The organism is Modestobacter versicolor (assembly GCF_014195485.1).
In the GTDB taxonomy this organism is placed as follows: domain Bacteria; phylum Actinomycetota; class Actinomycetes; order Mycobacteriales; family Geodermatophilaceae; genus Modestobacter; species Modestobacter versicolor.
In genome coordinates, this window is sequence record NZ_JACIBU010000001.1 from 3,051,069 (window position 1) to 3,077,080 (window position 26,012).

At 75.4% G+C, this 26,012-nt stretch carries 29 protein-coding genes; 21 read left to right on the plus strand and 8 right to left on the minus strand.

What is annotated here, in order from left to right:
* Window position 1: 1 nt before the first annotated feature.
* Entirely contained in the window at window positions 2–778 is a 777-nt protein-coding gene (locus FHX36_RS14865) for a LuxR C-terminal-related transcriptional regulator (protein ID WP_110553124.1), read from the minus strand.
* Window positions 779–1,153: 375 nt separating this feature from the next.
* Between FHX36_RS14865 and FHX36_RS14870 the strand changes: the two genes are divergently transcribed.
* The 13 genes from FHX36_RS14870 to FHX36_RS14930 all read left to right on the plus strand — a co-directional run bounded on the left by FHX36_RS14870 (window position 1,154) and on the right by FHX36_RS14930 (window position 16,379).
* Entirely contained in the window at window positions 1,154–1,480 is a 327-nt protein-coding gene (locus tag FHX36_RS14870; protein ID WP_110553123.1) for a TcmI family type II polyketide cyclase, read from the plus strand.
* Window positions 1,481–1,526: 46 nt separating this feature from the next.
* Complete coding sequence (gene accA / locus FHX36_RS14875) at window positions 1,527–3,251, plus strand: acetyl-CoA carboxylase carboxyltransferase subunit alpha/beta (RefSeq protein WP_246405491.1); 1,725 nt, start codon at window positions 1,527–1,529, stop codon at window positions 3,249–3,251.
* Between the two features lies 1 nt (window position 3,252).
* Complete coding sequence (locus tag FHX36_RS14880) at window positions 3,253–3,765, plus strand: acetyl-CoA carboxylase biotin carboxyl carrier protein (RefSeq protein ID WP_258372877.1); 513 nt, start codon at window positions 3,253–3,255, stop codon at window positions 3,763–3,765.
* Window positions 3,762–5,255: an acetyl-CoA carboxylase biotin carboxylase subunit gene (locus FHX36_RS14885; RefSeq protein ID WP_258372876.1), complete on the plus strand. Its 1,494-nt coding sequence runs from the start codon at window positions 3,762–3,764 to the stop codon at window positions 5,253–5,255. Before FHX36_RS14880 ends, FHX36_RS14885 begins: the two co-directional genes overlap by 4 nt.
* On the plus strand, window positions 5,252–5,506 hold the full coding sequence (locus FHX36_RS14890) for an acyl carrier protein (RefSeq protein WP_110553121.1): 255 nt from the start codon (window positions 5,252–5,254) through the stop codon (window positions 5,504–5,506). Before FHX36_RS14885 ends, FHX36_RS14890 begins: the two co-directional genes overlap by 4 nt.
* Before the next feature lie 49 nt (window positions 5,507–5,555).
* The gene (locus tag FHX36_RS14895) at window positions 5,556–6,053 is read left to right on the plus strand and encodes an SRPBCC family protein (RefSeq protein ID WP_110553120.1); all 498 of its coding nucleotides are present in this window, start codon (window positions 5,556–5,558) and stop codon (window positions 6,051–6,053) included.
* The gene (locus FHX36_RS14900; protein WP_183513860.1) at window positions 6,050–7,021 is read left to right on the plus strand and encodes an acyltransferase domain-containing protein; all 972 of its coding nucleotides are present in this window, start codon (window positions 6,050–6,052) and stop codon (window positions 7,019–7,021) included. The genes FHX36_RS14895 and FHX36_RS14900 overlap by 4 nt, the downstream gene beginning before the upstream one ends.
* On the plus strand, window positions 7,018–7,440 hold the full coding sequence (locus FHX36_RS14905) for a cupin domain-containing protein (RefSeq protein ID WP_110554063.1): 423 nt from the start codon (window positions 7,018–7,020) through the stop codon (window positions 7,438–7,440). Before FHX36_RS14900 ends, FHX36_RS14905 begins: the two co-directional genes overlap by 4 nt.
* Window positions 7,437–8,735, plus strand: coding sequence for a beta-ketoacyl-[acyl-carrier-protein] synthase family protein (locus tag FHX36_RS14910; RefSeq protein WP_110554062.1), 1,299 nt, complete (start codon window positions 7,437–7,439; stop codon window positions 8,733–8,735). Before FHX36_RS14905 ends, FHX36_RS14910 begins: the two co-directional genes overlap by 4 nt.
* A complete protein-coding gene (locus FHX36_RS14915) occupies window positions 8,732–9,970 on the plus strand; it encodes a beta-ketoacyl synthase N-terminal-like domain-containing protein (RefSeq protein ID WP_110554061.1) in 1,239 nt (412 codons plus the stop codon). Before FHX36_RS14910 ends, FHX36_RS14915 begins: the two co-directional genes overlap by 4 nt.
* The gene (locus tag FHX36_RS14920) at window positions 9,967–12,390 is read left to right on the plus strand and encodes an FAD-dependent oxidoreductase (protein ID WP_183513861.1); all 2,424 of its coding nucleotides are present in this window, start codon (window positions 9,967–9,969) and stop codon (window positions 12,388–12,390) included. The genes FHX36_RS14915 and FHX36_RS14920 overlap by 4 nt, the downstream gene beginning before the upstream one ends.
* A 63-nt stretch (window positions 12,391–12,453) precedes the next feature.
* Window positions 12,454–14,526 (plus strand): hydantoinase/oxoprolinase family protein, encoded by a 2,073-nt coding sequence (locus tag FHX36_RS14925; RefSeq protein WP_110553059.1) that lies wholly within the window; start codon window positions 12,454–12,456, stop codon window positions 14,524–14,526.
* Entirely contained in the window at window positions 14,523–16,379 is a 1,857-nt protein-coding gene (locus FHX36_RS14930) for a hydantoinase B/oxoprolinase family protein (RefSeq protein ID WP_110553058.1), read from the plus strand. The genes FHX36_RS14925 and FHX36_RS14930 overlap by 4 nt, the downstream gene beginning before the upstream one ends.
* Before the next feature lie 71 nt (window positions 16,380–16,450).
* Here FHX36_RS14930 and FHX36_RS14935 read toward each other — a convergent pair whose 3' ends face one another.
* Window positions 16,451–16,648: a hypothetical protein gene (locus tag FHX36_RS14935; RefSeq protein WP_110553057.1), complete on the minus strand. Its 198-nt coding sequence runs from the start codon at window positions 16,646–16,648 to the stop codon at window positions 16,451–16,453.
* A 109-nt stretch (window positions 16,649–16,757) separates the two neighbouring features.
* Here FHX36_RS14935 and FHX36_RS14940 point away from each other — a divergent pair, with 109 nt between their 5' ends.
* Window positions 16,758–16,907, plus strand: coding sequence for a hypothetical protein (locus tag FHX36_RS14940; RefSeq protein ID WP_181428843.1), 150 nt, complete (start codon window positions 16,758–16,760; stop codon window positions 16,905–16,907).
* A 3-nt stretch (window positions 16,908–16,910) separates the two neighbouring features.
* On the opposite strand, the gene FHX36_RS14945 is transcribed toward FHX36_RS14940, so the two are convergent.
* On the minus strand, window positions 16,911–17,393 hold the full coding sequence (locus tag FHX36_RS14945) for a DnaJ family domain-containing protein (RefSeq protein WP_110553056.1): 483 nt from the start codon (window positions 17,391–17,393) through the stop codon (window positions 16,911–16,913).
* Window positions 17,394–17,424: 31 nt separating this feature from the next.
* On the opposite strand from FHX36_RS14945, the gene FHX36_RS14950 reads away from it, so the two are divergent.
* Entirely contained in the window at window positions 17,425–17,952 is a 528-nt protein-coding gene (locus FHX36_RS14950; RefSeq protein ID WP_110553055.1) for an NUDIX domain-containing protein, read from the plus strand.
* Here the strand turns inward: FHX36_RS14950 and FHX36_RS14955 are convergent.
* A complete protein-coding gene (locus FHX36_RS14955) occupies window positions 17,939–18,544 on the minus strand; it encodes an NADPH-dependent FMN reductase (protein WP_110553054.1) in 606 nt (201 codons plus the stop codon). The genes FHX36_RS14950 and FHX36_RS14955 overlap by 14 nt on opposite strands.
* An 87-nt stretch (window positions 18,545–18,631) precedes the next feature.
* Here FHX36_RS14955 and FHX36_RS14960 point away from each other — a divergent pair, with 87 nt between their 5' ends.
* Together FHX36_RS14960 and soxR are read left to right on the plus strand one after the other, a co-directional pair.
* Window positions 18,632–19,027: an STAS domain-containing protein gene (locus FHX36_RS14960; RefSeq protein ID WP_110553060.1), complete on the plus strand. Its 396-nt coding sequence runs from the start codon at window positions 18,632–18,634 to the stop codon at window positions 19,025–19,027.
* A gap of 63 nt (window positions 19,028–19,090) precedes the next feature.
* A complete protein-coding gene (gene soxR, locus FHX36_RS14965; RefSeq protein ID WP_183513863.1) occupies window positions 19,091–19,549 on the plus strand; it encodes a redox-sensitive transcriptional activator SoxR in 459 nt (152 codons plus the stop codon).
* On the opposite strand, the gene FHX36_RS14970 is transcribed toward soxR, so the two are convergent.
* The 4 genes from FHX36_RS14970 to FHX36_RS14985 all read right to left on the minus strand — a co-directional run bounded on the left by FHX36_RS14970 (window position 19,546) and on the right by FHX36_RS14985 (window position 23,403).
* Window positions 19,546–20,061, minus strand: coding sequence for a MarR family transcriptional regulator (locus FHX36_RS14970; protein WP_183513864.1), 516 nt, complete (start codon window positions 20,059–20,061; stop codon window positions 19,546–19,548). The two genes, soxR and FHX36_RS14970, sit on opposite strands and share 4 nt — an antisense overlap.
* A 40-nt stretch (window positions 20,062–20,101) precedes the next feature.
* Entirely contained in the window at window positions 20,102–20,950 is an 849-nt protein-coding gene (locus FHX36_RS14975) for an SDR family oxidoreductase (RefSeq protein WP_110551282.1), read from the minus strand.
* A 60-nt stretch (window positions 20,951–21,010) separates the two neighbouring features.
* On the minus strand, window positions 21,011–22,024 hold the full coding sequence (locus FHX36_RS14980) for a sensor histidine kinase (protein ID WP_181428673.1): 1,014 nt from the start codon (window positions 22,022–22,024) through the stop codon (window positions 21,011–21,013).
* A 173-nt stretch (window positions 22,025–22,197) separates the two neighbouring features.
* The gene (locus FHX36_RS14985) at window positions 22,198–23,403 is read right to left on the minus strand and encodes a DUF6986 family protein (RefSeq protein WP_110551280.1); all 1,206 of its coding nucleotides are present in this window, start codon (window positions 23,401–23,403) and stop codon (window positions 22,198–22,200) included.
* 20 nt (window positions 23,404–23,423) lie between these two features.
* Here FHX36_RS14985 and uraD point away from each other — a divergent pair, with 20 nt between their 5' ends.
* Genes uraD through FHX36_RS15005 form a run of 4 tightly spaced genes read left to right on the plus strand, consistent with a single transcriptional unit; the run spans window position 23,424 to window position 26,008 of the window.
* Window positions 23,424–23,942 (plus strand): 2-oxo-4-hydroxy-4-carboxy-5-ureidoimidazoline decarboxylase, encoded by a 519-nt coding sequence (gene uraD, locus FHX36_RS14990; RefSeq protein WP_110551279.1) that lies wholly within the window; start codon window positions 23,424–23,426, stop codon window positions 23,940–23,942.
* Window positions 23,939–24,256 (plus strand): hydroxyisourate hydrolase, encoded by a 318-nt coding sequence (gene uraH, locus FHX36_RS14995; RefSeq protein WP_110551278.1) that lies wholly within the window; start codon window positions 23,939–23,941, stop codon window positions 24,254–24,256. Before uraD ends, uraH begins: the two co-directional genes overlap by 4 nt.
* Window positions 24,257–24,309: 53 nt before the next feature.
* Window positions 24,310–25,215 (plus strand): factor-independent urate hydroxylase, encoded by a 906-nt coding sequence (gene pucL / locus FHX36_RS15000; protein ID WP_110551277.1) that lies wholly within the window; start codon window positions 24,310–24,312, stop codon window positions 25,213–25,215.
* A 58-nt stretch (window positions 25,216–25,273) separates the two neighbouring features.
* Complete coding sequence (locus tag FHX36_RS15005) at window positions 25,274–26,008, plus strand: ANTAR domain-containing protein (protein ID WP_181428672.1); 735 nt, start codon at window positions 25,274–25,276, stop codon at window positions 26,006–26,008.
* Window positions 26,009–26,012: the final 4 nt, after the last annotated feature.

The window sequence follows — 26,012 nt, forward strand, 5'->3', positions numbered from 1 at the left end:
CTCAGCCGGCCGGGCCCTCCCCCCGGGCCAGGCCGGTGGCCCGGTGGAACTGGATGGCCAGCTGCGTCCGGTCGCGCAGCCCCAGGCGCCGCAGCGCCACGGTGATGTGGCCCTTCACGGTGGCCCGGCTGACGTCGAGCCGCTCGGCGATCTCGGCGTTGGTCAGGCCCTCGGCGACCAGCCGGGACACCGCCATCTGCCGCGCGGTGAGCGCGCCGCTGAAGGCCGACCGCGCGCCGTCGGCGTGCCGGGGCGTGTCGTCCAGCCGGTGCAGCAGCTCGCCGGTCGCGGCCTCGTCCAGCACCGTCTCCCCCTGCGCCACCGCACGCACCCCGTCGACCAGGCGCTGCGGGCTCACCGTGGTGTGCACGTACCCGCTGGCGCCGGCCTGCAGCGCGTCGACCAGGTCGCTGCCGGCACCGGGCTCGCCGAGCAGCACCACCCGCACGCCCATCCCGGTCAGGGACCGCACCAGGCCCTGCACGACCGGTCCCCAGACCCCCAGGCCGACCACCGTGACGTCGGGCCGGGTCCGGGTGGCGAGCTCGAGCGCCTCCGCCGCGTCCTCCGCCTCGCCGACGACGAGGAGGTCCGGCGCGCGGAGCAGGACCGCGCGCACGCCGTGCCGCAGCACCTCGTGGTCGTCGCAGACGAGGACCCGGACAGCCGCCCGGGCGGCCGGGCCGCCGGCGGGCACGGCGGGGGCGGTGCCGGGCAGGCCGGCACGCACGCCGGGCGAGGCCTGGTCGGCCATGCCGAGGTACGCGTCGCCGGCCATGGGCCCCTTCTCCGCTCCGGACAGGCCGCGTGGACCGAGCCCGATCAGTTCCGGTAGTCGGAAGCTAGGGGATCGCGCTGGTCGGGCGCCACACCTCCCCGCGCGTCGCACCCGATCCGGACCAGGGTTCATACCCGGGTAGGGGGTCCGGCCGCCCGGGGAACGGGGCGGGCCACCCCGGGTGGGGGAGCCCTGCGCCGGAGGGCGGACCGGACCACGCGGACCGGTGGGCGCCGACCGCTCCCTCCGGTGGGGGCGTGCCCCCGACCCCACCCCCGGGTGGCCGCCGGAACCGTCCGTCCGGCCGATGCCCGGCCCTGCACCGCCGCCCTAGCGTCGACGGCGTCCGACGGTCCCGCCAGCGCAGGAGCAGCCGTGCACGAGACGATGATCATCGCGAAGATGGCCCCGGGCGACGCCGACGAGGTCGCCGCCGTCTTCGGCCGCCACGACGCGACGTCGGTGCCCCACGAGATCGGGGTGCGGCAGCGGTCGCTGTACCAGTTCCACGGCCTCTACGTGCACCTGATCGGCTTCGACCGGCCGGCCCCCGAGGCGATGCGGATCGCGCAGTCGCTGCCGGCCTTCCGCGCCGTCAGCGAGGACCTCGCGCCCTACATCGAGGCCTACGACCCGAACTGGCGCTCACCGCAGGACGCGATGGCGCGCCGCTTCTACCACTGGACGTCCTCGCCCGAGTGAGGCTCCGACAGCACCCGGTTGAGAGGCAGCCATGACGCGTTCCCCGATGACCACCCCAGGTGTGCCGGCCCCGCCCGGGCAGGCGGGCTGGACCGCCTGCCCGGCCTGCGGCTGGCTGCTCTACCGCAAGCGGCTGGAACGGGACCTGCACGTCTGCCCGGAGTGCGACGAGCACCTCCGGCTCGACGCCCGCACCCGGATCGACCAGCTCACCGACCCGGGCAGCTTCACCGAGACGGTCGCCCCCTGCCGCGACTCCGACCCGCTCGCCTTCACCGACCTGCGGCCCTACGCCGACCGCGTCCGGGACGCCGCCCGGCGCTCGGGCGAGTCCGAGGCGGTCGTCGCGGGCACGGCCTCGATCGGCGGCTTCCCCGTCGTCCTGGCGGTCATGGACTTCGGCTTCCTCGGCGGCAGCATGGGCGTGGAGGTGGGGCGCCGGGTCGGCGGAGCGGCCGCGCTGGCCCTCGCGCAGGGCCTGCCGCTGGTCACCGTCTGCGCGAGCGGGGGCGCCCGGATGCAGGAGGGCGTGTTCTCGCTGTTCCAGATGGCCCGGGTGAGCGAGGCCTTCGGCCGGCTGCGCGAGGCCGGGCTGCTCTCGGTCTGCGTGCTCACCGACCCGACCTACGGCGGGGTCTCCGCCTCGTTCGCCACGCTCGGCTCGGTCCTGGTCGCCGAGCGGGGGGCGCACGTGGGCTTCGCCGGCCCGCGGGTGGTGCAGGAGACCATCCGCGCCGAGCTCCCCCGCGACTTCCAGACCGCGGAGTTCCTGCTGGCCCACGGCCTGGTCGACCGGGTGGAGACCCGGGCCGAGCTGCGGCCGCTGCTGGTCCGGCTGCTCGCCCTGCACGACCGGACCCGCGTCCCCGACGTGCGCGCCCGGGCGGCGGAGGCCGGCACCGACGACGCGGACCCGACCGGGTGGCTCGGCGACGACGACCCCTGGGACGTCGTCCAGCGGGCCCGGGTGGTCGACCGGCCGACCACGCTGGACTACCTGCACACCGCCTTCGACGACTTCGTGGAGCTGCACGGCGACCGGGCCTGCGCCGACGACCCGGCGGTGGTCGGCGGGATCGCGGCCATCGGCGGCCACCGGGTGGTGGTGGTCGGGCAGGAGAAGGGGCACTCGGTCCGCGAGCGGGTGGCCCACCACTTCGGCATGCCGCACCCGGAGGGCTACCGCAAGGCCCTGCGCCTGCTCGGCCACGCGGAGGCGCACGGGATGCCGGTCGTCACCCTGGTCGACACCCCCGGGGCGCACCCCGGCCCGGAGGCCGAGGAGCACGGCCAGTCGCACGCGATCGCCGAGATCATCATGCGCAGCAGCCGGCTGCGGGTCCCGGTCGTGGCGGTGGTGACCGGCGAGGGCGGCAGCGGTGGAGCGCTCGCCCTGTGCACCTCGGACCGGCTGCTGGTGCTGGAGAACGCCTACCTCTCGGTGATCAGCCCCGAGGGGTGCGCGGCCATCCTGTGGCGGACCGCCGGCGCCGCGCCCACGGCGGCCCGGGCCATGCGCCTGGGCGCCGGCCACCTCTACCGGTCGGGCATCGCCACCTCCGTCGTCCCCGAACCGCCCGGCGGCGCCCACACCGACCCGGCGGCGGCGGCCCGGCACCTCCGGGCGGCGCTGCTCCGCGAGCTCGACGAGCTCGCCGGGTGCGACGTGGAGACGCTGCTGGCGGCCCGGTCACGCCGGTTGTCCGGTCTGGACGGCGAGGGCGCGCGGCCGGTCCGCGCGCTGCAGCCGGTGCTCCCGGGGAGGTCCTGACGTGTCCCCCGGTGAGCTCGCCCCCCGCGCGGCCGTCAACGGCGTGCCCGCGCCGGCCGAGGAGCGCACCCGGACGCTCAGCGACGAGGTGGTGCAGCTGGCCCGCACCCTGCCCGGGGACCTGCGCCGGCTGACCGTCCGCAGCGGCGACGAGACGATCGAGGTCGAGTGGGCGCCGGACGACCGCGGCGCGGAGGGGGCGGTGCGCGCGCCCCGGACGAGCACCGCGACCGCGGACGACCCACCCGGCGTCCCGCCCGACGTCGTCACCGTCTGCGCCCCGCTGGTCGGCACCTTCTACGCGGGACCCTCGCCCGACGCCGGCCCGTTCGTGCGCGTCGGTGACGCCGTCGAGCCCGGCCAGACCCTCGGGATCGTCGAGGCGATGAAGCTGATGAACCCGATCGTCGCCGAGGAGGCGGGCGTGGTCAGCGAGGTCCTGGTCGGCGACGCGGAGTCCGTCGAGTACGGGCAGGTCCTGCTGCACCTGCGCCCCGCCGGGGGGCCGCGGTGATCAGCCGGCTGCTCATCGCCAACCGCGGTGAGATCGCCGTCCGGATCGCCCGGGCCTGCCGGGAGCTCGGCATCGAGGTCGTCGCCGCCTGCTCCACCCCCGACCGGCACTCCGCGGTCGTGGAGATGGCCGACGAGGCGGTGCACATCGGCCCGCCCGCGCCACGGCACAGCTACCTGCACGTGCCCAACCTCATCGAGGCGGCGCTGCGCACCGGCGCGGACGCCGTCCACCCCGGTTACGGCTTCCTCTCCGAGGACCCGGACTTCGCCGAGATCTGCGAGATGGAGGGGCTGACCTTCGTCGGTCCGCCCCCGGAGGTCATGCAGCAGATGGGCAACAAGGCGACCGCGCGCCGGCTGATGGCCGACGCGGGCCTGCCGCTGCTGCCCGGGGTGGTCGAGCCGGTGCGGACGGCGGAGGAGGGCCGGGCGATCGCCGACGAGATCGGCTACCCGGTGATCATCAAGGCCGCCGCGGGCGGCGGTGGCCGCGGGATGACCGTGGTGCGCGCGCCCGCGGAGTTCGCCGACGCCTTCACCGCGACCCGGGCGGTCGCCCGCGCGGTCTTCCGCGACCCGGCCGTCTACGTGGAGCGGTACCTGACCCGGGCCCGGCACGTGGAGGTGCAGGTGCTCTGCGACGGCCACGGCGCCGGGATCCACCTGGGCGAGCGGGACTGCTCCCTGCAGCGGCGGCACCAGAAGCTGCTCGAGGAGGGCCCGGCCGGCCACCTCACCCCCCGGCAGCGCGCCGAGCTGGGCGCGCTGGCGGTGCGCGGGGCGCTCTCCGTCGGGTTCACCGGCGCGGGCACGGTCGAGTTCCTGGTCGACGACGCCGGCGCGTACTTCATGGAGATGAACGCCCGGATCCAGGTCGAGCACCCGGTCACCGAGGTGCTCACCGGGGTCGACCTGGTGCGCGAGCAGCTGCTGGTCGCCGGTGGCCGGCGGCTGCAGCTGCGACAGGAGGACGTCGTGACCCGCGGCGCCGCGATCGAGTGCCGGATCAACGCCGAGGACCCCACCCGCGGGTTCGCCCCCGCCCCCGGGCACCTCGACGTGCTGCGGCCCCCGGGCGGCCCGTGGACCCGCTTCGACACCGGCTACCGGCAGGGCGACGACGTCAGCCCGCACTACGACTCGCTGCTGGGCAAGCTCGTGGTCTGGGCGCCCGACCGGGACCAGGCGATCCGCCGGATGGACCGGGCGCTGGCCGAGCTGCGGGTCGAGGGCCCGGGCCTGCGCACCACCACCGCGCTGCAGCGGGCCCTGCTGCGGCACCCCGACGTGCGCGCCGACTGCCACGACATCGAGTTCCTCGACCGCTGCCTGCCCGACCTGCTGGTCGAGGCCACCGCTCTCAGCGCGACGCCCACGGCCACCCTGCCCGCCCCGCGCGGCCCCCTGCAGCTCGTGCCCGCCCCGTCCGACCAGGACTGGCCGGGACCCCTCGCCCACGCACCGCTCACGGAAGGAACACCGCCATGACCGCACCGTCGTTCACCCTCGAGGACCTGATGGACCTCCTCGCGGAGAAGGCCGGGCTGCCGCCGGAGCAGCGCACCACCGACCCCGACGCCCACTTCGCCGACATCGGCCTGGACTCGCTGGCCTTCCTGTCCATGCAGACCGAGCTGCACGACCGCTTCGGCACCGAGATGCCCGACGACAGCCCCGACGGCTACACGCTCGGCGACATCGTCGCGACCGTCTCGGCGGCGCAGTCCCAGATGGCCTGATCGCCGCACCGATCCGCCCCCACCCACGCACGACCGCCGGAGGACCCAGATGAGCACCCTCGAGGACCAGAGCCGGACCGTCGGCCACACCGACAACTCGATCGTCATCGACGCCGACATCGACCACGTGTGGCGGATGACGAACGACCTGCCGTCCTGGCCCGACCTGTTCACCGAGTACGCCGAGGTGGAGGTGCTCGCGCAGTCCGGCTCCACCTTCCGGTTCCGGCTGAAGATGCACCCCGACGAGAGCGGGCGGGTGTGGAGCTGGGTCTCCGAGCGCACGCTCGACGAGTCCCGGCACGAGGTGGTCGCCCGCCGGGTCGAGCCCGGGCCGTTCGAGTTCATGGACATCCGGTGGAGCTACGCGCCGGAGGGCGCGGGCACCCGGATGCGGTGGGTGCAGGACTTCCGGATGCGCCCGGACGCACCGATCGACACCGCGGCGATGACCGAGCGGATCGACGCCAACAGCAAGGTCCAGATGGCGGTGATCCGGGACAAGGTCGAGGCGGCCGCCCGGCAGCGCCCGGAGCCGGCGCGGTGACCGGCCCGCTCCGGGAGGCCGCCGTCGTCCTCCCGGGCGAGGACGCCGTCGTGCCCGGCGCGCTCGACCCGTGGCTGACCGACCAGGCCGCCCGGGACGTGGTCGAGGAGGCCTCGGAGGTGCTGGGCCGCAACGTCGTCCCGTGGTGGCGCGACCGGCTCAACCTCTGCGACCCGGTGGCTGCGGCCCTGGCGGCCGTGGTGACCGGGGTGGCCGGCGCCCGCAGCCTGGTCGCCCAGGGCCTGCAGCCGGTGGCGTACGCCGGGCACGGCGTCGGGGAGTACGCGGCGCTGGTGGCCGCCGGCGCCCTCCGGCTGGACCAGGTCGTGGCCCTGGTCGACTGGCGGGCCGAGATGCTCACCCACGCGCCGCGGCCGTGCTGCGCGGGCATGGCCGCCGTGGTCGGCCCGGGCGCCTCCGAGGTCGCCCGCCGGGTCGTCGCGGACGTCGGGGCCACCGGCAGCCTGACCGTCGCCTCGGTGGACGCCCCCGCGCAGGTGGTGCTCTCCGGCGGGTGCGACGAGCTGGCCCGGGCCCGCACGGCCGTCACCGCCGCCGGGCTGGACCTCGTGCGGCTGCCCGGGCGGGTCGCCTGCCACGGGCCGCTGGTGGAGTCCGTCGCCGCCCGGCTGGCCGCCCCGCTCGCCGACCTGGACTGGTCCGTCCCAGCGGTGCCGGTGCTGCCCAACGTCGACGGCCGGCCCACCCGCGACCCCGACCAGCTGGCCCGCGGCCTGCGCCGGCACCTGACCTCGCCGGTGCAGTGGGAGGCCACCTCCCGGGCGCTGGTGGAGGCCGGCGCCCGCTGCGTCGTCGAGGTCGGGGCGGTGCCCACCCTCGGCCCGCTGATCCGCCAGGTCCACCCGGACCTCCCCGTCCAGCTGGCCGGGGGTCCGGGGCTGCCCGCTCCGGCCACCCGCCCGGAACCCGTGCTCACGGGTCCGGCGCCCACCCGAGGAGAGAGATGACGACGATCCAGCACCCCGTGGCCACCGTGCGCTGCGGGCCGACCGTGTCCCGGGCGGACACCCTGCCCAACCGCCGCCGCGGCGGTGACATCCGCGTGCTGCTCTCCCCCGCCAGCGTCGGGTCGACCGCCGGCTTCCTCGGCACCCTCACCCTGGAGCCGGGCGAGGTCGTCACCGAGCACTGGCACCCGTACTCGGAGGAGTTCCTCTACTGCGTCGCGGGCGAGGTGGTCGCCACGCTGGACGGCGAGCAGCGCCGGCTGCCGGGCGGGTCGGCGGTGCACATCCCGATCGGGGTGCGGCACCGGATCGTCAACGACGGCGCCGGCCCCGCCGAGCTGGTGTTCTTCTGCGGCCCGCTGGCCCCGCGGCCCGAGCTCGGCCACGTCGACACCGAGCCCGCGCCGGGCACCCGATGAGCCGCGCCACCGGGCGCCGGGTGGTGCTCACCGGCATCGGCGTGGTCGCGCCCGGCTCGATGGGCCGGGAGGGCTTCTGGGACATGATCACGGCCGGCCGGACGGCGACCCGGCGGATCACCTTCTTCGACCCCAGCCGCTTCCGCTCGCAGGTCGCGGCCGAGGTGGACTTCGACGGCCGCAAGCTGGGCCTCACCGCGCACGAGGTGGCCCGCAACGACCGCTTCGTGCAGATGGCGATGGTCGCCGCCGACGAGGCGGTCGCCGACAGCGGGCTGCGGTTCGGCACCGGCGGCGCCGACGACGCGCCGGACCCGGACCGGGTGGGCGTCGTGCTGGGCACCGCCGTCGGGGCGACCATGCGGCTGGAGAACGAGTACGTGGCGGTCAGCGACGCCGGCACCCACTGGCTGGTCGACCCCCGCTACGCCTCGCGGTTCCTGCACCACGCCCTGGTGCCCAGCTGCGGCGCCACCGAGCTGGCGGTGCGCTTCGGCGCCCACGGGCCGGCCACCGTGGTCTCCACGGGCTGCACCTCGGGCATCGACGCGGTGGGCTACGGCAGCCAGCTGATCGAGGACGGCGACGCCGACGTGGTGATCTCCGGTGCCAGCGACGCCCCGATCTCGCCGATCTCGATGGCCTGCTTCGACACCATCCGGGCGACGACCGGCAACAACGCCGACCCCGAGCACGCCTCCCGCCCGTTCGACGCCCGCCGCGACGGTTTCGTGATGGGCGAGGGCGCGGCGGTGCTCGTGCTGGAGGAGCTCGAGCACGCCCGGCGGCGGGGCGCGGAGGTGTACTGCGAGGTCAGCGGGTACGCCAACCGCTGCAACGCCCACCACATGACCGGGCTGCGCCCCGACGGCGTCGAGATGGCCGAGGCCATCCGGCTGGCGCTGGACCAGGGCCGGGTCGACCCCGACGAGGTCGGCTACGTCAACGCGCACGGGTCGGGCACCAAGCAGAACGACCGGCACGAGACGGCGGCGGTCAAGCTCAGCCTGGGCCCCACGGCGCAGCGGGTCTCGATGAGCTCGATCAAGTCGATGGTCGGCCACTCCCTCGGCGCGATCGGCTCGATCGAGATCGCCGCCACCGCGCTGGCCGTGCAGCGCGGCGTCGTCCCGCCGACGGCGAACTACGGGGTGCCCGACCCCGAGTGCGACCTGGACTACGTGCCCAACACCGCGCGCGAGCAGAAGGTGGACGTCGCGCTGTCGGTGGGCAGCGGCTTCGGCGGCTTCCAGTCGGCGATCGTGCTGGCCCACCCCTCGCGGAGGACGGCATGACCCGGCTGGTGGTGACCGGGATCGGCGTGGTCGCCCCGACCGGCATCGGCGTCGAGGCGCACTGGTCCTCGCTGGTGCGCGGCGAGGCGGCGATCCGGCCGATCGAGGGCTTCGACCCCGCGCAGTACGGCGTCAGCCTGGCCGGGCAGGTGCGCGACTTCGAGCCGAAGGCGTTCGTGGCGCCCCAGCTGATGGTGCAGACCGACCGGTGGACCTGGACGTCGCTGGCGGCGGCCACCCTGGCCGCGCAGGACGCCGGCTACTCCGAGCCCGAGGACGCCTACGCGACCTCGGTGTTCCTGGCCGCCGGCTCCGGTGGCAACGAGTTCAGCCAGCACGAGATCCAGGGGCTGTGGGCCAAGGGGCCCAAGTCGGTCGGCGCGTACCAGTCGATCGCCTGGTTCTACGCGGCCAGCACCGGCCAGATCTCCATCCGCGACGGCTACAAGGGCCCGTCGGGGGTGGTGGTCAGCGAGGGCGCGGGCGGGCTGGACAGCATCGGCTGGGCGCGGCGCGTCGTCCGGCGCGGGACGCCGGCGGTGCTGGTCGGGGGCACCGAGGCCGGCGTGACGCCCTACGCCCTGCTGTGCCAGGCGACCAGCGGCCGGCTGTCGACCGCGACCCGTCCGGAGGACGCGTACAAGCCCTTCGACCGGCGGGCCGACGGCCACGTCGTCGGCGAGGGTGGCGCGATCCTGCTGCTGGAGGAGGCCGGCGCCGCCCGCGCCCGCGGGGCCCGGCAGGTGTGGGGCGAGGTCGTCGGCCACGGCGCCACCCACGACGCCCACCACCACGAGGACCCCGCGCCCGACGCCACCCAGTACGCCCGGGCGATCCGGCTCTCCCTGGCCGACGCCGGGGTGACCCCCGACGAGGTCGACCTGGTGCTGGCCGACGGGGCCGGCGTGCCCGAGCTGGACGCGCTGGAGCTGGAGGCGCTGCAGCGGGTCTTCGGCGGCCGGGCCACCCCCGTGCCGGTGACCGCGCCGTCGTCCTGGACCGGGCGGCTGATGGCCGGCGGCTCGGCGCTCAACGTCGCGACGGCGCTGCTGGCGATGCGCGACGGGATCGTGCCCGGCACCGCGTTCCTCGACGACCCGGTCGACGCCCCCGGCGTCGACCTCGTGCAGCAGCACCGGGTGCAGGAGGTCGGCACGGTCGTCGTCCTGGCCCGCGGCTTCGGCGGGTTCAACAGCAGCCTGGTGCTGCGCCGTCCCCAGGAGGAGACCTCATGACCGCTGTCCAGGACCCACCCACCACCACGCAGGGCGGCGCCGTGCGCACGCTGCTGCGGATGCGGGTGCGCGAGGGCTGCGAGGCGCAGTTCGAGGAGGCCTGGCAGGCGGCGGCCGCGCAGATCGCCGCGGAGCCGGGCAACGTCCGGCAGGAGCTGCTGCGTGACGCCGACGACCCGCGGACCTTCCTCATCGCCGGCGACTGGGCCGACCGGGCCGCGGCGGACGCCTTCGGCCGGTCCCGGGCCCGCGAGACGCTGACCGCCGCCCTCCGCGACCTGCGCGAGGACGCCGACCGCAGCACCTACGAGGTGCGCTGCGGCATCGCCGGCGGGGAGCAGGGCTCGCACGTCCGGGTGGACATCAGCACCCGGGTCGGGCCCGGCGAGGAGGAGGCGTTCGAGCGGGCCTACGCCGTCGTGACCGACCGGCTGCGCGGGACGCCGGGGCTGATCCGGGAGGAGCTGCTCCGCGAACCGGGCTCGGACATCTACCACATCTTCGCCGAGTGGGAGTCCGACGAGGACTTCCGCAACTGGGTGGACGACCCCTCGCACGCCGACCAGAGCGGGCCGCTGATCCGCTGGCTGTCGGTGTTCTTCGAGCGCAAGCTCTACGAGATCCGGTTCCGCCCGCAGGAGGCCGGCGTCCGCGGCGTCCGGGCCGCGACGACCACCCCGGCCCCGGCCGGCCCGGTGGCCGAGTCGGTGCCCGCGCCCCGCCCCGCACCGGCGGCCGCCCCGGTCGCCCCGCCCGCGGCCGCGCCGGTCCGCACCGCCTGCGAGGTGCTCGTGGTGGGCGCCGGGCCCACCGGGCTGACCGCGGCGATCGAGCTGGCCCGCCGGGGCATCGCCGTCCGGGTCGTGGACAAGCGGAGCGCGCCGGCCGCCCAGGCGGACAAGGCGATCGGCGTGCACTGCCGGACGATGGAGATCTGGGAGGACCAGGGCGTCGTCACCGAGGCGATGGACGCCGGCAGCTGGCTGTACGGCCAGACGGTGTTCGTCAACGGCCGGCAGACCCACCAGGTCGACTGGTCCGGGCTCGAGGAGCTGCCCTACGCCCACCTCGGGCTGCCGCAGTACGAGACCGAGCGCATCCTCGGCGACCGGCTCGCCGCGCTGGGCGTGCGGGTCGACCGCGGGGTCGAGCTCACCGGCTTCAGCCAGGACGACGACGGCGTGACCGCGGAGCTGGTGGACGCCGACGGTGCCCGGTCCAGCACCCGGGCGCAGTACCTGGTCGGCGCCGACGGGTCGGGCAGCGCGGTGCGCGCCCAGCTCGGGCTCACCTTCGACGGCGGCCTGTCGATGTTCCCGCAGCTGTTCATGCTCGGCGACGTCGACGTCGACTGGGAGATGCCACCGGGGCACCTGGTCCGCTGGGTGCGGATCGAGGAGGACGGCGACTTCACCGGCATGCTGGTCTGCGTCCCGCTCAAGGGCCGCAACCGGTACCGGGTGGCGACGCTGGCGCCGCAGCGGCTGCAGCAGACGATCGGCAGCGGGGTCGTGCCGCCCGGGTTCTGGAAGGAGTACGACCCGCCGGGGCTGGCCGACATCCAGGCCGCCATCGACGACCTCGGCCCGGCCGGGACCACGGCGACCAACCTGCGCTGGTCGTCGGTGTTCCGGGTCAAGCACGGCATCGTCGACCGGTACCGCGACGGCCGGGTGTTCGTGGCCGGCGACGCCGCGCACCTGCACCCCCCGGCGGGCGGGCAGGGCATGAACACCGGCATCCAGGACGCCTGGAACCTGGCGTGGAAGGTCGCCCTCGCCGTCCGCGGGCAGGCCTCCCCCGGCCTGCTGGACAGCTACCAGGCCGAGCGGCGTCCCGCGGGCAAGGCGATCGTCGACCGCGCCGTGGCCATCGCGTTCACCGACGAGATGGACATGGACGACGAGCGGGCGCAGTTCCTGCTCGAGATGCAGATGACGATGAACTACGCCGGGAGCCCGCTGGTCGGGGAGGTCACCGACTCGCAGGGGTTCGCCGGGGGGCCGGAGCCCGGCCACCGGGCGCCGGACGTGCTGGGGCTGCGCCGGTTCGGCGTCGCCCACGACCTGCGGCTGTTCGACCTCACCCGGGGCACCCACTCCACGCTGCTGCTGCACGCCGGGCCCGGCACCTCGCCCGACGAGCTGCGGGCGCTGGAGGAGCTGGCCGTGGCGGTCCGGGCGTCGACCGGCGGCCAGGTGCGCCCGTACCTGCTGGCCGCCCCGGGGACGTCGGTGCCGCCGCTGGTCGACCTGCCGGTGCTCAGCGACGCCCGCGGCGCGTTCGCCACCGCCTACGGCACCACCGGCAGCGGGACGGCCGCGTACCTGGTGCGGCCCGACGGGCACGTCGGCTTCCGCACCCGCCCGGTGACCGAGCAGGCGCTGCGCGCCCACCTGGCGCAGGTGTTCACCGGCTGACCGGCGGCGCGCTCACCGGGCGACTCTTCCGGTGCAGGTATCTCATCGCTAAGGTTTCTCGGCATGAGTGCTCGGCGCGTGCGCATCGGCATCGACACCGGGGGCACGTTCACCGACGTCGTCGCCGTCGACGAGGAGACCGGCGAGGTCGCGACCACCAAGACCCCGTCCACCCCCAGCGACCCGGCCGACGGCTTCCTCGCCGGCGTCCAGAAGGTCCTCGGGCAGCTGGGCCTGGACGGCAGCGCCGTCACCGCGGTCAGCCACGGGACGACGGTCGCCACCAACCAGCTGCTCGAGGGCAAGCTCGACCGGATCGGGTTCATCACCACCGAGGGCTACGAGTCGGTGCTGGAGATCGCCCGCCAGTCGGTGCCCGACGGCTACGGGAACAGCTACTTCTGGGTCAAGCCGCCGCGGATCGTCCCGGCCGACCTGGTCCGCACCGTGCGCGGGCGGCTCGACGTCACCGGCGCCGAGGTGCGCCCCTTCGACCGGGACGACGCCGTCGCGGCCGCCCGGTTCTTCCGGGACGCCGGGATCACCACCATCGGCGTCTGCTTCCTGCACGCCTACGCCGACGACGCGCACGAGCGGGCCATGCTCGACGTGCTCCACGTGGAACACCCCGGCGCGGTGGTCTCGATCAGCTCCCAGGTGCTGCGCGAGTACCGGGAGTACGAGCGCTCGGTCACCACCCTGGTCGACGCCGCGGTGAAGCCCAAGGTCGGCGCCTACGTGTCCGGCATCCGCCGCCGGCTCGACGAGATCGCGCCCGGCGTCCCCTTCTACGTGATGAAGAGCAACGGCGGCGTGCTCAGCGCGGCCGAGGTCGTCAACCAGCCGATCACCACGATGCTGTCCGGCCCGGCCGCCGGAGCGCTGGGCGCGGCGCTGATCGCCGGGACGGCGGGCTTCGACCGGGTGCTCACCTGCGACGGCGGCGGGACGTCGACCGACGTCACCGTGGTCATCGACGGCGAGCCCACGCTCACCACCGAGGGGTCGGTCGGCGACTACCCGTCCAAGATCCCGATGATCGACGTGGTCACCGTCGGAGCCGGCGGCGGCTCGATCGCCTGGCTCTCCCCCGAGGGCACGCTCAAGGTGGGCCCGCGCTCGGCCGGCGCCGACCCGGGCCCGATCTGCTACGACCAGGGCGGCGACCAGCCCACCGTCACCGACGCCCACGTCGTGCTCGGCCGGATCCCCCCGCACCTGCTGGGTGGGGAGATCCCGCTGTCGGTCGACGCGGCCCGGGCCGGGCTGGAGCAGCTCGGCGGACAGCTGGGCATGGGCGTCGAGCAGCTGGCCACCGGGATCCTGGAGATCTCCGCGTGGAACCAGGCCAACGCGCTGCGCCAGGTCACCGTCGCCCGCGGGCTCGACGTCCGGGACTTCACGCTGACCACGTTCGGCGGCTCCGGCTCGCTGCTGGCCTGCCGGTTGATGGACGTCCTCGGGCTGCCGCGCACGCTGGTGCCGCCGAACCCGGGCAACGTCAGCGCGTTCGGGCTGCTCACCGTCGACGTCCGCAACGACTACGTGCAGACGATGGTGTCCCGGCACGCCGAGCTCTCCCCGGAGTCCGTCGCCGGCGCCTTCGCCGCGCTCGAGGCCCAGGCTGCCGCCGCGCTGGACGAGGAGGGCTTCGGCCGCGACCAGCAGCGGGTGCAGCGCACCGCGGACCTGCGCTACGTCGGCCAGGCGTTCGAGGTCCGGGTGCCGGTCGGCGCGGGCGAGCTGGACCCCGCCGCCCTCGACGCCGTGGCCACCGCCTTCCACGCCGCGCACCACCAGCTCTACGGGTACGACTTCGCCGACGACCCGCGGCAGGCCGTGGAGTGGGTCAACCTGCGGGTGAGCGGGATCGGGCCCATCCGCCGTCCCGACGTGGTGGAGCTGGCGCCGCGCGAGGGCGGGGTGGACCGCTCCGTCACCGGCACCCGCCGGGTCTTCTTCGACGAGTGGACCGACGCCCCGCTGCACTGGCGGCCGGACCTCGCCCCCGGCGACGTCGTCGTCGGCCCGGCGGTCGTGGAGGAGTTCGGCTCGACCGTGCCCGTGCACCCCGGTTTCGTCGCCACCGTCGACCGGTACGGCAACCTGCTGCTGACCCGAGAGGACGCCCGATGACCACCGCCGACCCGGTCCTGGTCGAGATCGTCGCCGGCACGCTGGCCGCGATCGAGAAGGAGGTCGAGACGTCGATCGGGCGCACCTCGCGCTCGCCGATGATCCGCGACGCCCACGACTTCCGCGCCGGCATCCACGACCGGCAGCTGCGCAAGCTCACCGGCCGGTCGTACTCGGCGCTGGTGCACCCCGTCGTCCGCGACCACCCGATCCCGACGATGAACCCCGGCGACGTCTACTTCCACAACGACGTCTACCTGTCCGAGGGCGGGATCGGCCACCTGCCCGACCTCTGCGTGACCGTGCCGGTCTTCGCCGCCGGCCCCGACGGCCAGCCGGAGGTCGTCGCCTTCGTCCAGGCGTTCGGCCACCACGACGACATCGGGGGCGCGGTGCCCGGGTCGATGCCCTCGGCCGCGACGTCGGTGTTCGAGGAGGGGCTGATGGTCCCCCCGATCAAGCTGTGGGACCGCGGCGTCCGCAACGAGGCCGCGCTGACGATCATGACGCGCAACTCGCGGATGCCCGACTCGCTCGCCGCCGACCTGGACGCCGAGTGCTCGGCGTGCCTCGCCGGTGCCCGGCGGCTGGGCGAGCTGTTCGACCGGTACGGCGTCGCGGCGGTGGAGGCCTGCTTCGAGGCCATCCTGTCCAGCTCCACCGCGGTGTACCGCCGGGAGGTCCTGTCCCAGATCCCCGACGGCTCCTACGTCTGGGAGGACTACGCCGAGCACGACGGCGTCGAGGAGCCGCAGCTGCACCGGCAGCGGATCACGCTGACCATGGACTCGACGGCGGAGGTGCCGCTGGTCATTGACTTCACCGGCACCGGACCGCAGGCCAAGGGGCCGATCAACCACTGCGGCGACTACGCCGACGGCAACTTCCTGAAGAAGTGGCTGGCGCCTGTCCTGCGCAACCTGGCCGCGACGCCGGAGCGGATGGCCGAGCTCGACGTGAACGAGGGCGTCGTGCCGCTGATCGAGATGCGCTTCCCGGAGAAGGGCACGCTGCTCACGCCGATCTTCCCCGCGCCCACCAACGCCCGGACGTTCGTGATCCTGCGGCTGCTCGGCGTGCTGGCCGGCGTGCTGGCCAAGGCGACCGGCGGCCGGATGCCCGCCGACCAGGAGACGATCCGCTACACCGGCGTCTACGGCACCGACGCCGCCGGCGAGCCGTACCTGATGCGCGAGGTGCTCGGCGGCGGCTCGGGCGGCCGCTACTACGCCGACGGCGAGGACACCATCCACGTCGTCCCGGACTCCCGGAACCTGCCGACGGAGTTCACCGAGTCCCGGTTCCCGCTGCGCATCGAGCGGCTGGGCCTGGCCGTCGACTCCGGCGGCCCCGGCCGGTACCGCGGCGGCTGCGGCTACGAGAAGGACATCCGGGTGCTCCGCGACGCGCACTTCATGTCGATCGCCGACCGCTCGATCCTGTCCTGCTGGGGCGTCAACGGCGGGAAGGCCGGCCGGCCGTTCTCGATCACCGTCGACCCGGGCGGCCCGGACGAGCACGAGGTCGACGCGCTGGCCGACGCCGAGCCGCTGCGGGCCGGCACCGTCGTGCGGGTGCGGACGACCGGTGGCGGCGGGTGGGGCGACCCGCTGGAGCGCCCGGTCGAGGAGGTGCTGCGCGACATCGCGTGGCGGAAGGTCAGCGTCGAGGGGGCCCGGCGCGACTACGGCGTCGTCGTCACGGCCGACGGGACGGCCGACCACGCCGCGACCGAGGCGCTGCGGGCGGAGGTGCGCGCCGGGCGGGACGACGTCCAGCCGTTCTTCGACCGCGGCCCCGGCTACGCCCTGCTCTCCGGCGGCGCCGCCTACAACGAGTTCGACCTGCTCTAGCCACCACCGGCACTCGGCGCCGGGACCGGAGCGGGTTCCGGCGCCGAGAGCTGGTCGGGATGCGGGGCTGGCTAGTCAGTGCCGAGGTCGGTGCTGCCGGCGGCGGGCTTGGCGCTGTCGCCGGTCTGGCCCTCGTCACCGGTGTTCGTCGGGTCGTCGGTGCTGCGCGGGTCGTCGTCGGAGTGCTCGACCGACCCGGGCACGAGCGGCGTCTCCTTGAGCACGTCCTCGCGGGCCTGGTCGCGGTCCGTTCCTGGTACCTCGGTCACGGTGGACCTCCGTCCTCTCGGGAGCCCTGCGCCTACCCGGCTGCCCGGCCGCGCACCCGTCGGCGGTGTTCGCCGTGCGCGAAGCGCCGCCGGTGGGCAGGCTCGCGGCATGAGCGAGCACGAGGGCGAGAAGGTCAACCTGCACCCCGGGCAGTACGACGAGGGCGGCCACGGGGGCATGGCCACCCGCGAGCTGGCCGCCCACCACGGTGCGGAGCCGGTCGAGGTCGAGGTCCTGGCCGAGGACACCGAGGACTGACGGTCAGGCCGCCCGGCGGCGCCACCAGCCGCGTCGCCGGGACGGCGGGGGCTCCGCGACGGCCGGGGCGGGCGGCGTCGGCGGCCGCGAGCGGCGCCACTCGGCGACCACCTGGTCGACGTCGGCCATGCCCACCGGCACCCACACGCCCTCGACCGGACGGCGGTAGTACTGGTCGACGCGCTCGTTGTGCGCCTCGACCAGGGCTCGCACGGCGTCCTCGGAGGTCTGCTGGGCGACCTTGCCGGGCAGCTCCTCGCGCTCCTTGCGCAGCGCCAGCCCCGTCGGCAGCATCGCCGCGACGTCGGCCTCCTCGCGCCGCGCCCACTCCAGCGCCCACTCGTAGCTGGTCTTGTCCCGGTCGCGGCGCGGCAGCGGCTTCCCGGCCAGGGAGAGCCCCTCGAAGGCGCCCTCGTCGTGCGCCCGGCGGATCTGCTGCTCGACCCAGGTCTCGAACGTCATGCCCTGCGGCTTGCGCTCCGTCATCGGCGTCCTCCCGTCTGCCAGGCTAGGTCCCGTGCGCGCGACGAGCAGCCGGGAGGTCTACCGGAACCCGTGGATCCGGGTCCGCGAGGACGCCATCGAGCGGGACGACGGCTCGACCGGCATCTACGGGGTCGTGGAGCGGGACCACTTCGGGCTGGTGATCCCGGCCGAGCGGGACGGCTTCTGGCTGGTCGAGCAGTACCGCCACCCGCTGGGCCGTCGCTCGTGGGAGTTCCCGCAGGGCACCTGGCCGGCCGGGCACGACGGTGCGGCCGACGACCTCGCCCGCGCCGAGCTGGCCGAGGAGACCGGCCTGCGCGCCGCCGAGCTGCGGCACCTCGGGCACCTGGACCTGGCACCGGGGCTGATCACCCAGGAGTTCGACGTCTGGCTGGCGGCCGGGCTCACCCAGGGGCCGACCGCCCGCGAGGAGACCGAGGCCGACATGCGCACCGCGTTCGTGCCGGAGACCGAGTTCCGGGCGATGGTCCGCGACGGCCGGTTCACCGACGGCCCCTCGCTGGCCGCCTACAGCCTGCTGCTGCTCAGCCGGCCGTAGCGGTCGCGGCCGGCTCGGCGACCGGGCGGCGCAGCGGGAGCAGCGCGGTGGTCAGCCGGAGCAGCTCGTCGAGCATCCCGTTGCCGCCGGCGGTCAGCTGCTCGTTGGGCTGGAACTCGCCGTCCTCGGTGAGGAACTGGGCGAAGAACGGGATGGTGGCGGCCTCCACGACCGGCACCATCCGCAGCGAGGTGAGCACCGGCTTGAGCGCGGTCGCCGCACGCAGGCCGGCCGAGACGCCGCCGTAGGAGACCAGCCCGGCGGCCTTGTCGGCCCACTCGACGTTCAGGTAGTCCAGCGCGTTCTTCAGCGACGCCGGGAAGGAGTGGTTGTACTCCGGCGTCACGAAGACGTAGGCGTCGGCGCGCGCGACCACGGCGCTCCAGTCGCGGGTGTGCTGGTGGGTGTACTGCTGCAGCCGCGGGTGGTTCGGCTCGTCGAACACCGGCAGCGCCACCTCGGCCAGGTCGACCAGCTCGACGTCGAAACCGCCGTGCTGCTGGGCCAGCTGCTGCACCCAACGGGCGACCGCCAGGCCCTTGCGGCCGGGGCGCGTGCTGCCGACGACGACCTGGAGGACGGGCTGGGACACGGGGCGGCTCCTGGGTGCAGCGCTGGTTGAGGCCTCAACCGTAGCTGCCGCGGCATGAACTGCGCCCCGATCGGGCAGGACGGGGGCATGGAGGAGACCGATCCCAGCGTCGAGGTCACCGTCACCGAGCAGGACACCGAGCACGCCGCGATCCGGCTGGTCGGCGAGCTCACCGAGAGCGCCCGCCGCCCGTTGGTCCGGGTGATGACCGACCTGCTGCTCGGCGCGCCCCAGCTGCGCCGGGTCCAGCTCGACACCTGCGCGGTCGGCTTCATGAACTCCGCCGGCATGTCCGCGCTCGTGCAGGTGCAGAAGATGTGCCAGCCGCGCGGCATCGACCTCACCCTGGTCGTGCACGGCAGCGCCGTCAGCCGCCCGCTGCAGCTGAGCGGGCTGTGGCACCGGTTCACCGTCATCGACCGCCGGGACGACGCCCCGCCCGTCGTCCACGAGGCGACCCACGAGCGCACCGAGCACAGCTGAGGGACGCCGTCCCGGCTCAAGCCCCCTTGAGGTGATGAGCCCGCAGCCTGCACACTCGCGGGCGTGGACGAGCTGCTGGGCATCGGTGAGGTCGCAGCGCGCTCCGGTGTCTCGGTGCCGGCGGTGCGCTACTACGAGACCCGGGGGCTGCTGACCAGCGTCCGGGACACCGGCAACCGCCGCCGCTACCCGCGCACGGTGCTCCGCCGGCTGGCCTTCGTGTCCGCGGCCCAGCGGGTCGGGCTGTCGCTGGAGGAGATCGCCGCGTCGCTGGCCGAGCTGCCCGAGGGCCGCACGCCGACCCGGGCGGACTGGACCCGGCTCTCCCGCTCCTGGCGCGGCCGCGTGGACGCCCGGATCGCCGAGCTCGAGGCGCTCCGCGAGGACCTCGACGGCTGCATCGGCTGCGGCTGCCTGTCGCTGCGCCGCTGCGCGCTGTCCAACCCCGGCGACGCCGCGAGCGCGGAGGGGCCCGGGTCCCGCTGGCTGCGCCAGGCCCGCGCCGGCCGCCGGGTGGGCTAGCTCGCGTCCGGGACGCTCCCGGGCACCCGGCCCAGCGCGACCAGCCAGCGGCGCAGCAACCCGGCCAGCTGGTCGGTCTCCTGCTCCGACAGCCCGGCGAGCATGGCGCGCTCGGTCTCCAGGTGGTCGGGCAGCGCGGCGTCGAGGGCGCGCCGCCCCTCCTCGGTGAGCGTGACGACGACCGCCCGGCCGTCGGCGTCGCTGCGCCCCCGGGTGATCAGGCCGCGCTCCTCCAGCCGGTCCAGCCGCTGGGTGATCGCCCCGGAGGTGACCAGCGCCGTGCGCATCAGCGCGGTGGGCGTGAGCTGGTACGGCTCGCCGGCCCGGCGCAGCGCGGCCAGCACGTCGAAGGACGGCGCGTCCAGGCCGTGCCGGGCGAAGGTGGCGCGCTGGGCCAGGAACACCTCGCGCTGCAGCTGGCTGATCCGGCCGATGACGCCCATCGGCGAGCAGTCCAGGTCGGGGCGCTCCCGGGCCCACTGCTCGAGGATCACGTCCATGGCGTCGCCCACGCGCTGCACCGTAGTGGGCTCGCTCACCGGGTCGGCCGGGTCACCGGGACGCGGCGCCGGGCACCGGGAGGTCGGCCAGGTGCTCGGCGAACGTCCGCGGCGGGCGGCCCAGCAGGTCGGTGAGCACCCGCGGGCTGCCGGTGAACCCGTTGGCGCGGTAGTGGTCGAACATCGTGCGGCGGCAGCGGGCGGCGTACCCGGTCGGCACCTCACCGCCGGGGACGACGTCGTCGGCGACGACCTCGTCCCCGAGCCAGGCGGCGATCCGCTCGGCCAGGTCCGGCGCGGTCAGCGCCTCCGGCCCGGCCGCCTCGAAGGTCCCGCCGTCCAGGCCGTCCTCGGTCAGCAGCACCGCGGCGGCGGCCGCGACGTCGCGCAGGTCGACCAGCGACTGCGCCGTCCGCAGCCCCCAGTAGCTGCGCAGCACCCCGCTCACCTGGGCCGCCTCCAGCTGGCCGTCGAGGTTGTCGGCGTAGGCGCACGGCTGGAGCACCCGCCAGGCGCGCAGCCCGCTGGCGTCCAGCGCCTCCTCGGCACGGTCCTTGGCCGCGTGGTGCGGCATCGCCCGCAGCTGCGGCCGGAGCACCGAGTGGTAGACGACCCGGGGCACGCCGGCGCGGCGCGCCTCGGCGAAGACCGCCGGGGCGCCCTCGGCCTCGTCGGGGTCGAAGTTCGGCCAGATCAGGTAGAGGGCGTCGACCCCGGTCAGCACCTTCGACCAGGCCATCGGCTGGGTGAGCTCGCCGACGACCACCTCGGCGCCGAGCCCGGTCAGCTCCGGGCGGGGGCCGCGGTGGTTCACCACCGCGCGCACCTGCTCGCCCCGGGAGCGCAGCTCGCGCACCACTGCCGTGCCGGTGGGCCCGCCGGCCGCGGTCACCACGATCACACCGGACACCTTAGGGCTGAGGTATCGAGACCGCTCGGTCCTGCGCAGGCAGCCCCGCGGTCAGTGCAGCGGCGAGCTCAGCCGCACGGTCAGGCCGTCGGCGCCGGTCAGCAGGTCGACGTGGTCCCAGAGCTTGCGCGCCAGCCACAGCCCCATGCCCCCGCGGGACAGGTCGTCACCGTGCGCCGGCTGGAAGCCGGCCAGCTCGTCGCGGTAGCTGGTGCCGCGATCGGTGATCGTGCAGACGATCCAGCCGTCGGCGGCCCACACCCGGGCGGAGACCGGCGGCGTGCCGTGCCGGAACGCGTTGGCGGCGATCTCGCTGACCGCCAGGTGCAGGTCCTCCCGCTGCTCGCGGTCGGGCACCTGGGCGGCGAGGACGGCGGCGAGCTGGTGCCGCAGGTCGGCCAGCGTCGGCGCCCCGGCGACGGCGTAGACCGGCTCGCCCTGCTCCAGCGGCTCGCGGGGCAGCGGCAGGTCGCGGACGTAGTCGCCGGGCCGCCGGTAGGCCGGGTTCTCGGCCCGGACCCCGCCGGTCAGCAGCAGCGGGTGGGTGGCGGAGGCGCTGGCCGCGGCCTGCTCGGGGAGCTGGCGCTGGTCGTAGAGGCACAACGCCTCGACCGGCGAGCCCGCCAGCAGCCGGTTGAGCACCGACTCGTAGCGCTGGGCCTCCCGCCAGTCGCGCGGGGCGGCGCCGAAGTCGGGCGCCCCGAGGATGCGCAGCCGTCCCGACGGGGCCTCCGCGGCGCGGTCGAGCAGCCGGCGGATCGCGACGACGCCGTCCGGCGGCCGGACGCCGCGCAGCGAGACGCGCGGCTCGTCGACCAGGCCGGCCGGCCGGCCCAGCTCGTCCCGCAGCAGCTCGGCGGTGCCCTGGTCGCAGGAGAGCACCGTCAGGTCGCCGGCCGCCAGCCCCTCCCGCAGCCACGGGAGCGCGGCGGCGAGCAGCTGCTCGTGGGAGCCGACCACCGCGGCGGCGTGGCCGTGCGGGCACGGGACGGCCGCAGCGGGACCCCCGCCGTCCTCCCGGGCGCGCTGCAGCGAGCGCGTGGGGTGACCTCCGACCACGGGCACGGCACCTCTCGGGGATCGGTGGCTCAGCGAACTGGTTGCATTCTCAGCCACCGACCCCGGCAGCGGGCAATCACCCCCCGCAGCCACCCTCCCACGATCGGGTGACGCACCGCCTGAGCTGGGACGTCGCCGCGCCGGTGCCCGACCGGGCGTGACCGGCCCGGCGTGTCGGCTCAGCGCGGGCGGCGGCCGGCGAGCCCGTCGAGCGCCCGGCGGTCCAGCCCGGTGGCCCGCTCCACCTCGGCGACGTCCAGCGCCCCGCAGTCCAGCCCGCGGAGCACCACCGCGGCGAGCGCCCGGGCGGTGGCCGGCTCGTCGAGCACCCCGCCCTCGACCCGGCTCACGTACGCGGTCAGCCGCGCCGCCGCGGCCGGCAGCGCCGCCCGGAAGAACGCGTAGGTGGCGACGTACCGGGTGACCAGCTGGGCGGGGTGCAGGTCCCAACCCTGGTAGAAGCCGCGCTCCAGCGCCCGGCGGACCAGCCCAGCGTGCAGCTGCCAGGCGGCGTGCACCTGGGCCGTCGTCCCGACCGGGAGCACGTTCGTCGACCCGTCCACGGCGCGCGCCCCGGTGCCGGCCACCGCCACCTGCATGGCCTCCTTGGCGGCGTCGGCCGCCGGGTGGTCGGAGGACTGGTGCGCCGCGGCGATGCCGAGCGAGGCGCTGTAGTCGTAGGTGCCGTAGTGCAGGCCGGTCACCCGCCCCCCGCCGGCGTGCAGCATCCGGGCCAGGGTGGCCGTCCCGTCCGGCCCGAGCACCGCCTGCGGCGTCTCGACCTGCAGCTCGAGGTCCAGCGCCAGGCCGCTGGTGCGCTCCAGCGCGTCGAGCACCGCCAGGAACGCGCTGACCTGCTCGACGGCCGTCACCTTGGGCAGCGTCACGACCGCCCGCTCGCGCCCGGCGCCGGCCAGGCCGGTGAGGAACAGGTCGAGGCTGCGCACCCCGCGCCGCCGGGTGGGCTCCTCCAGCGACTTGGCCCGGATGCCCACGAACGGCGGCAGCACCGGCTCGGCGGCCAGCACCGCGGCCGCGGCCGCGACGTCGCCGTCCTCGGCCGCAGGGGAGCCGCGGTAGCCGTCCTCGGCGTCGACCCGCAGGTCCTCGACCGGCTCACCGGCGAGCTTCGCCCGCACCCGGGGCAGCAGCTGCTCGACGAGTGCCGGGTCCAGCCCCAGGTCGGGCAGGCCGTGCTCGTCCAGCGCGGCCAGCGCCGCGCTCCCCCACGAGGCCACCAGCCCCGGGACGACGGCGTCGGCGGGCACGTAGCAGGTGTGCACCGGCTGGCGGGTCGACGGCTCGCCGGGGTAGGCGGCCAGCCGTGCGGCGTCGACCGGGGTCAGCCGCCGGTCGAGCTCGTCGAGCAGCTCCTCGGGGATCATGGGATGGCATCCTCGCAGCCGTGGCCCCGCCCCTCGCCGACCCGGACCCGCTGGACCGCTTCAACGCCGACCCGTCGCACGAGGTCGAGGAGGCGCTGCGCGCGTGCAACGCCGCGCCGTCCTTCGCCGGCACCGTCGCCGCCGGCCGGCCCTACCCCTCGGCCGACGCGCTCGTCGCGCGGGCCGAGGGGGTCAGCCGGGCGCTGCCGTGGACGGAGGTGCGGGCAGCGCTGGCCGCGCACCCGCGGATCGGCGACCGGGTCGAGGGCACGTCGGCCGAGGCGGCGGCGTCGCGGCGGGAGCAGAGCGCGATGGGGACGGCGGCGGACTCCGTGCGGGCCGCGATGCTGGCCGGCAACCGGGCCTACGAGGACCGCTTCGACCAGGTGTTCCTCATCCGGGCCGCCGGCCGCTCGCCGGAGGAGATGCTGGCCGAGCTGGACCGCCGGCTGGCCAACGAGCCCGAGCAGGAACGGGCCGAGGTGACCGAGCAGCTGGCGCAGATCACCGGGTTGCGGGTCCGGGGGCTCCTGACATGAGCGTGTCGACGCACGTGCTGGACGCCGTCCTCGGCCGGCCCGCGGCCGGGATGGCCGTGCAGCTGCTGGACGCCCACGGCCTGGTCGCCGAGGGGACGACGGACGACGACGGGCGCTGCCGGCTGACCGAGCAGCCCACCGGCACCGGCCCGCACCGGCTGGTGTTCGGCACGGGGGCGTGGGCGGCCGAGCAGGGGCGGGAGACCTTCTGGCCCGAGGTGGTGCTGACCTTCGCCGTCCACGAGCCCGCCGAGCACCACCACGTGCCCCTGCTGCTCTCCCCGTTCGCCTACTCGACCTACCGGGGCTCGTGAGCCCACGTTCCACGTGCAACATCCCGGCAACCCAGATGAGCGAGAGTGCGCGCATGGCGATCGTCCTCGGCCCCAACCAGTACGGGAAGGCGGAGGTGCGCGTCGTCGCGGTCGACCGCTCCACCCCGCGCCACGCGCTGGTCGACCTCAACGTCAGCTCCGCCCTGCGCGGTGACTTCGCGGCGGCGCACACGGCCGGCGACAACGCCCACGTGCTGACCACCGACGCGCAGAAGAACACCGTCTTCGCCTTCGCCCGCGACGGGATCGGCTCCCCGGAGGAGTTCGGCATCCGGCTGGCCCGGCACTTCGCCGGCTCCTACGCGTGGGTCTCCGGCGCCCGGGTGGCGATCGAGTCCTACGGCTGGGACCGGATCACCGTCGGCGGCGCCCCGCACGACCACGCCTTCTCCCGCAACGGCGGCGAGGTGCGCACCGCGGTGGTCACCGTGGACGGCGACGACGTGCACGTGCTCGCCGGGCTCACCGACCTCGTCGTCCTCAAGTCCACCGGCTCGGAGTTCTGGGGCTTCCCGCGCGACCGCTACACGACCCTGCCGGAGACCGACGACCGGATCCTGGCCACGGCGGTGACGGCGCGCTGGCGGTACACCGGCACCGACGTCGACTGGAACGGGACGTACGACTCGATCCGGACGACGCTGCTGGAGACCTTCGCCGGCACGCACAGCCTGGCGCTGCAGCAGACGCTGTACGCGATGGGTGAGGCGGTGCTCGAGCGGCACGCGGACGTCGCCGAGGTGCGGTTCTCGATGCCGAACAAGCACCACTTCCTGCAGGACCTGTCGGCGTTCGGGCTGGACAACGCCCTGGACGGCCCCGGCGCCGTCGTCTACCACGCCGACGACCGGCCGTACGGGCTGATCGAGGGCACGGTCCTCCGCGACGACGTCCCGGCCTCCCCTGCTGCGTGGCTGGGCACCCCCGGCTTCTGCTGAGGGGTTCCGGGGGAGGCGGTCCGGGTACCGGTCCAGCCCACCCACCGGAAGGACGACGTTGGACCTCGCCCAGGAGTACGCCGCCCAGGTCACCGCTGCCGTGCCCGACCTGCCCGGACCCGAACTGCTCCCCGAGCGGCTCGCCCGCGCCTGCGTGGCGGTGCTGCCCGTGGACGGTGCCGGGCTGAGCGCGTTCTTCGCCGCCGACCGGCGGCTGCCGCTGGGCGCCAGCGACCCGCACTCCGCCACCGCCGAGCGCCTCCAGTTCACCGTGGGCGAGGGGCCGTGCATCAGCGCGCACGCCAGCGGGCAGACGGTGTTCGCCGACGCGCAGTCGCTGCACGCGCGGTGGCCGGTGTTCGCCGACGCCCTGGTGGCCCGCACGCCGATCCGGGGCGTCATCTCGCTGCCCCTGCACGGCGCGCTGACGGGGCTCGGCGCCCTCGACCTGTACGTGCTCCGGCCCGATGACCTCCGCGTCCTGAGCCTGACCGACGCGCTGACCGTGTGCGCCGCCCTGAGCGACTGCTTCGCCACCGCGATGGCCGGCGAGCCGCGCCGGGAGGGTGGGCCGTCCTGGCTGGACGCGCCGGCCGCCACACGGCGGGCGCTGGTGTGGCAGGCGATCGGCATCCTCAACGCCGGCCTGGAGCTCCCCAGCCCGGACGCCCTGGCGCTGCTGCGGGCCTGGGCCTACAGCCACGACTCCGACCTGGACGACGTCGCGGCCGCCGTCGTGGAGCGCCGGCTGCCGGTGGAGGCGCTGTCCCTGGCGACGGACCCCACGCGCTGAGCCG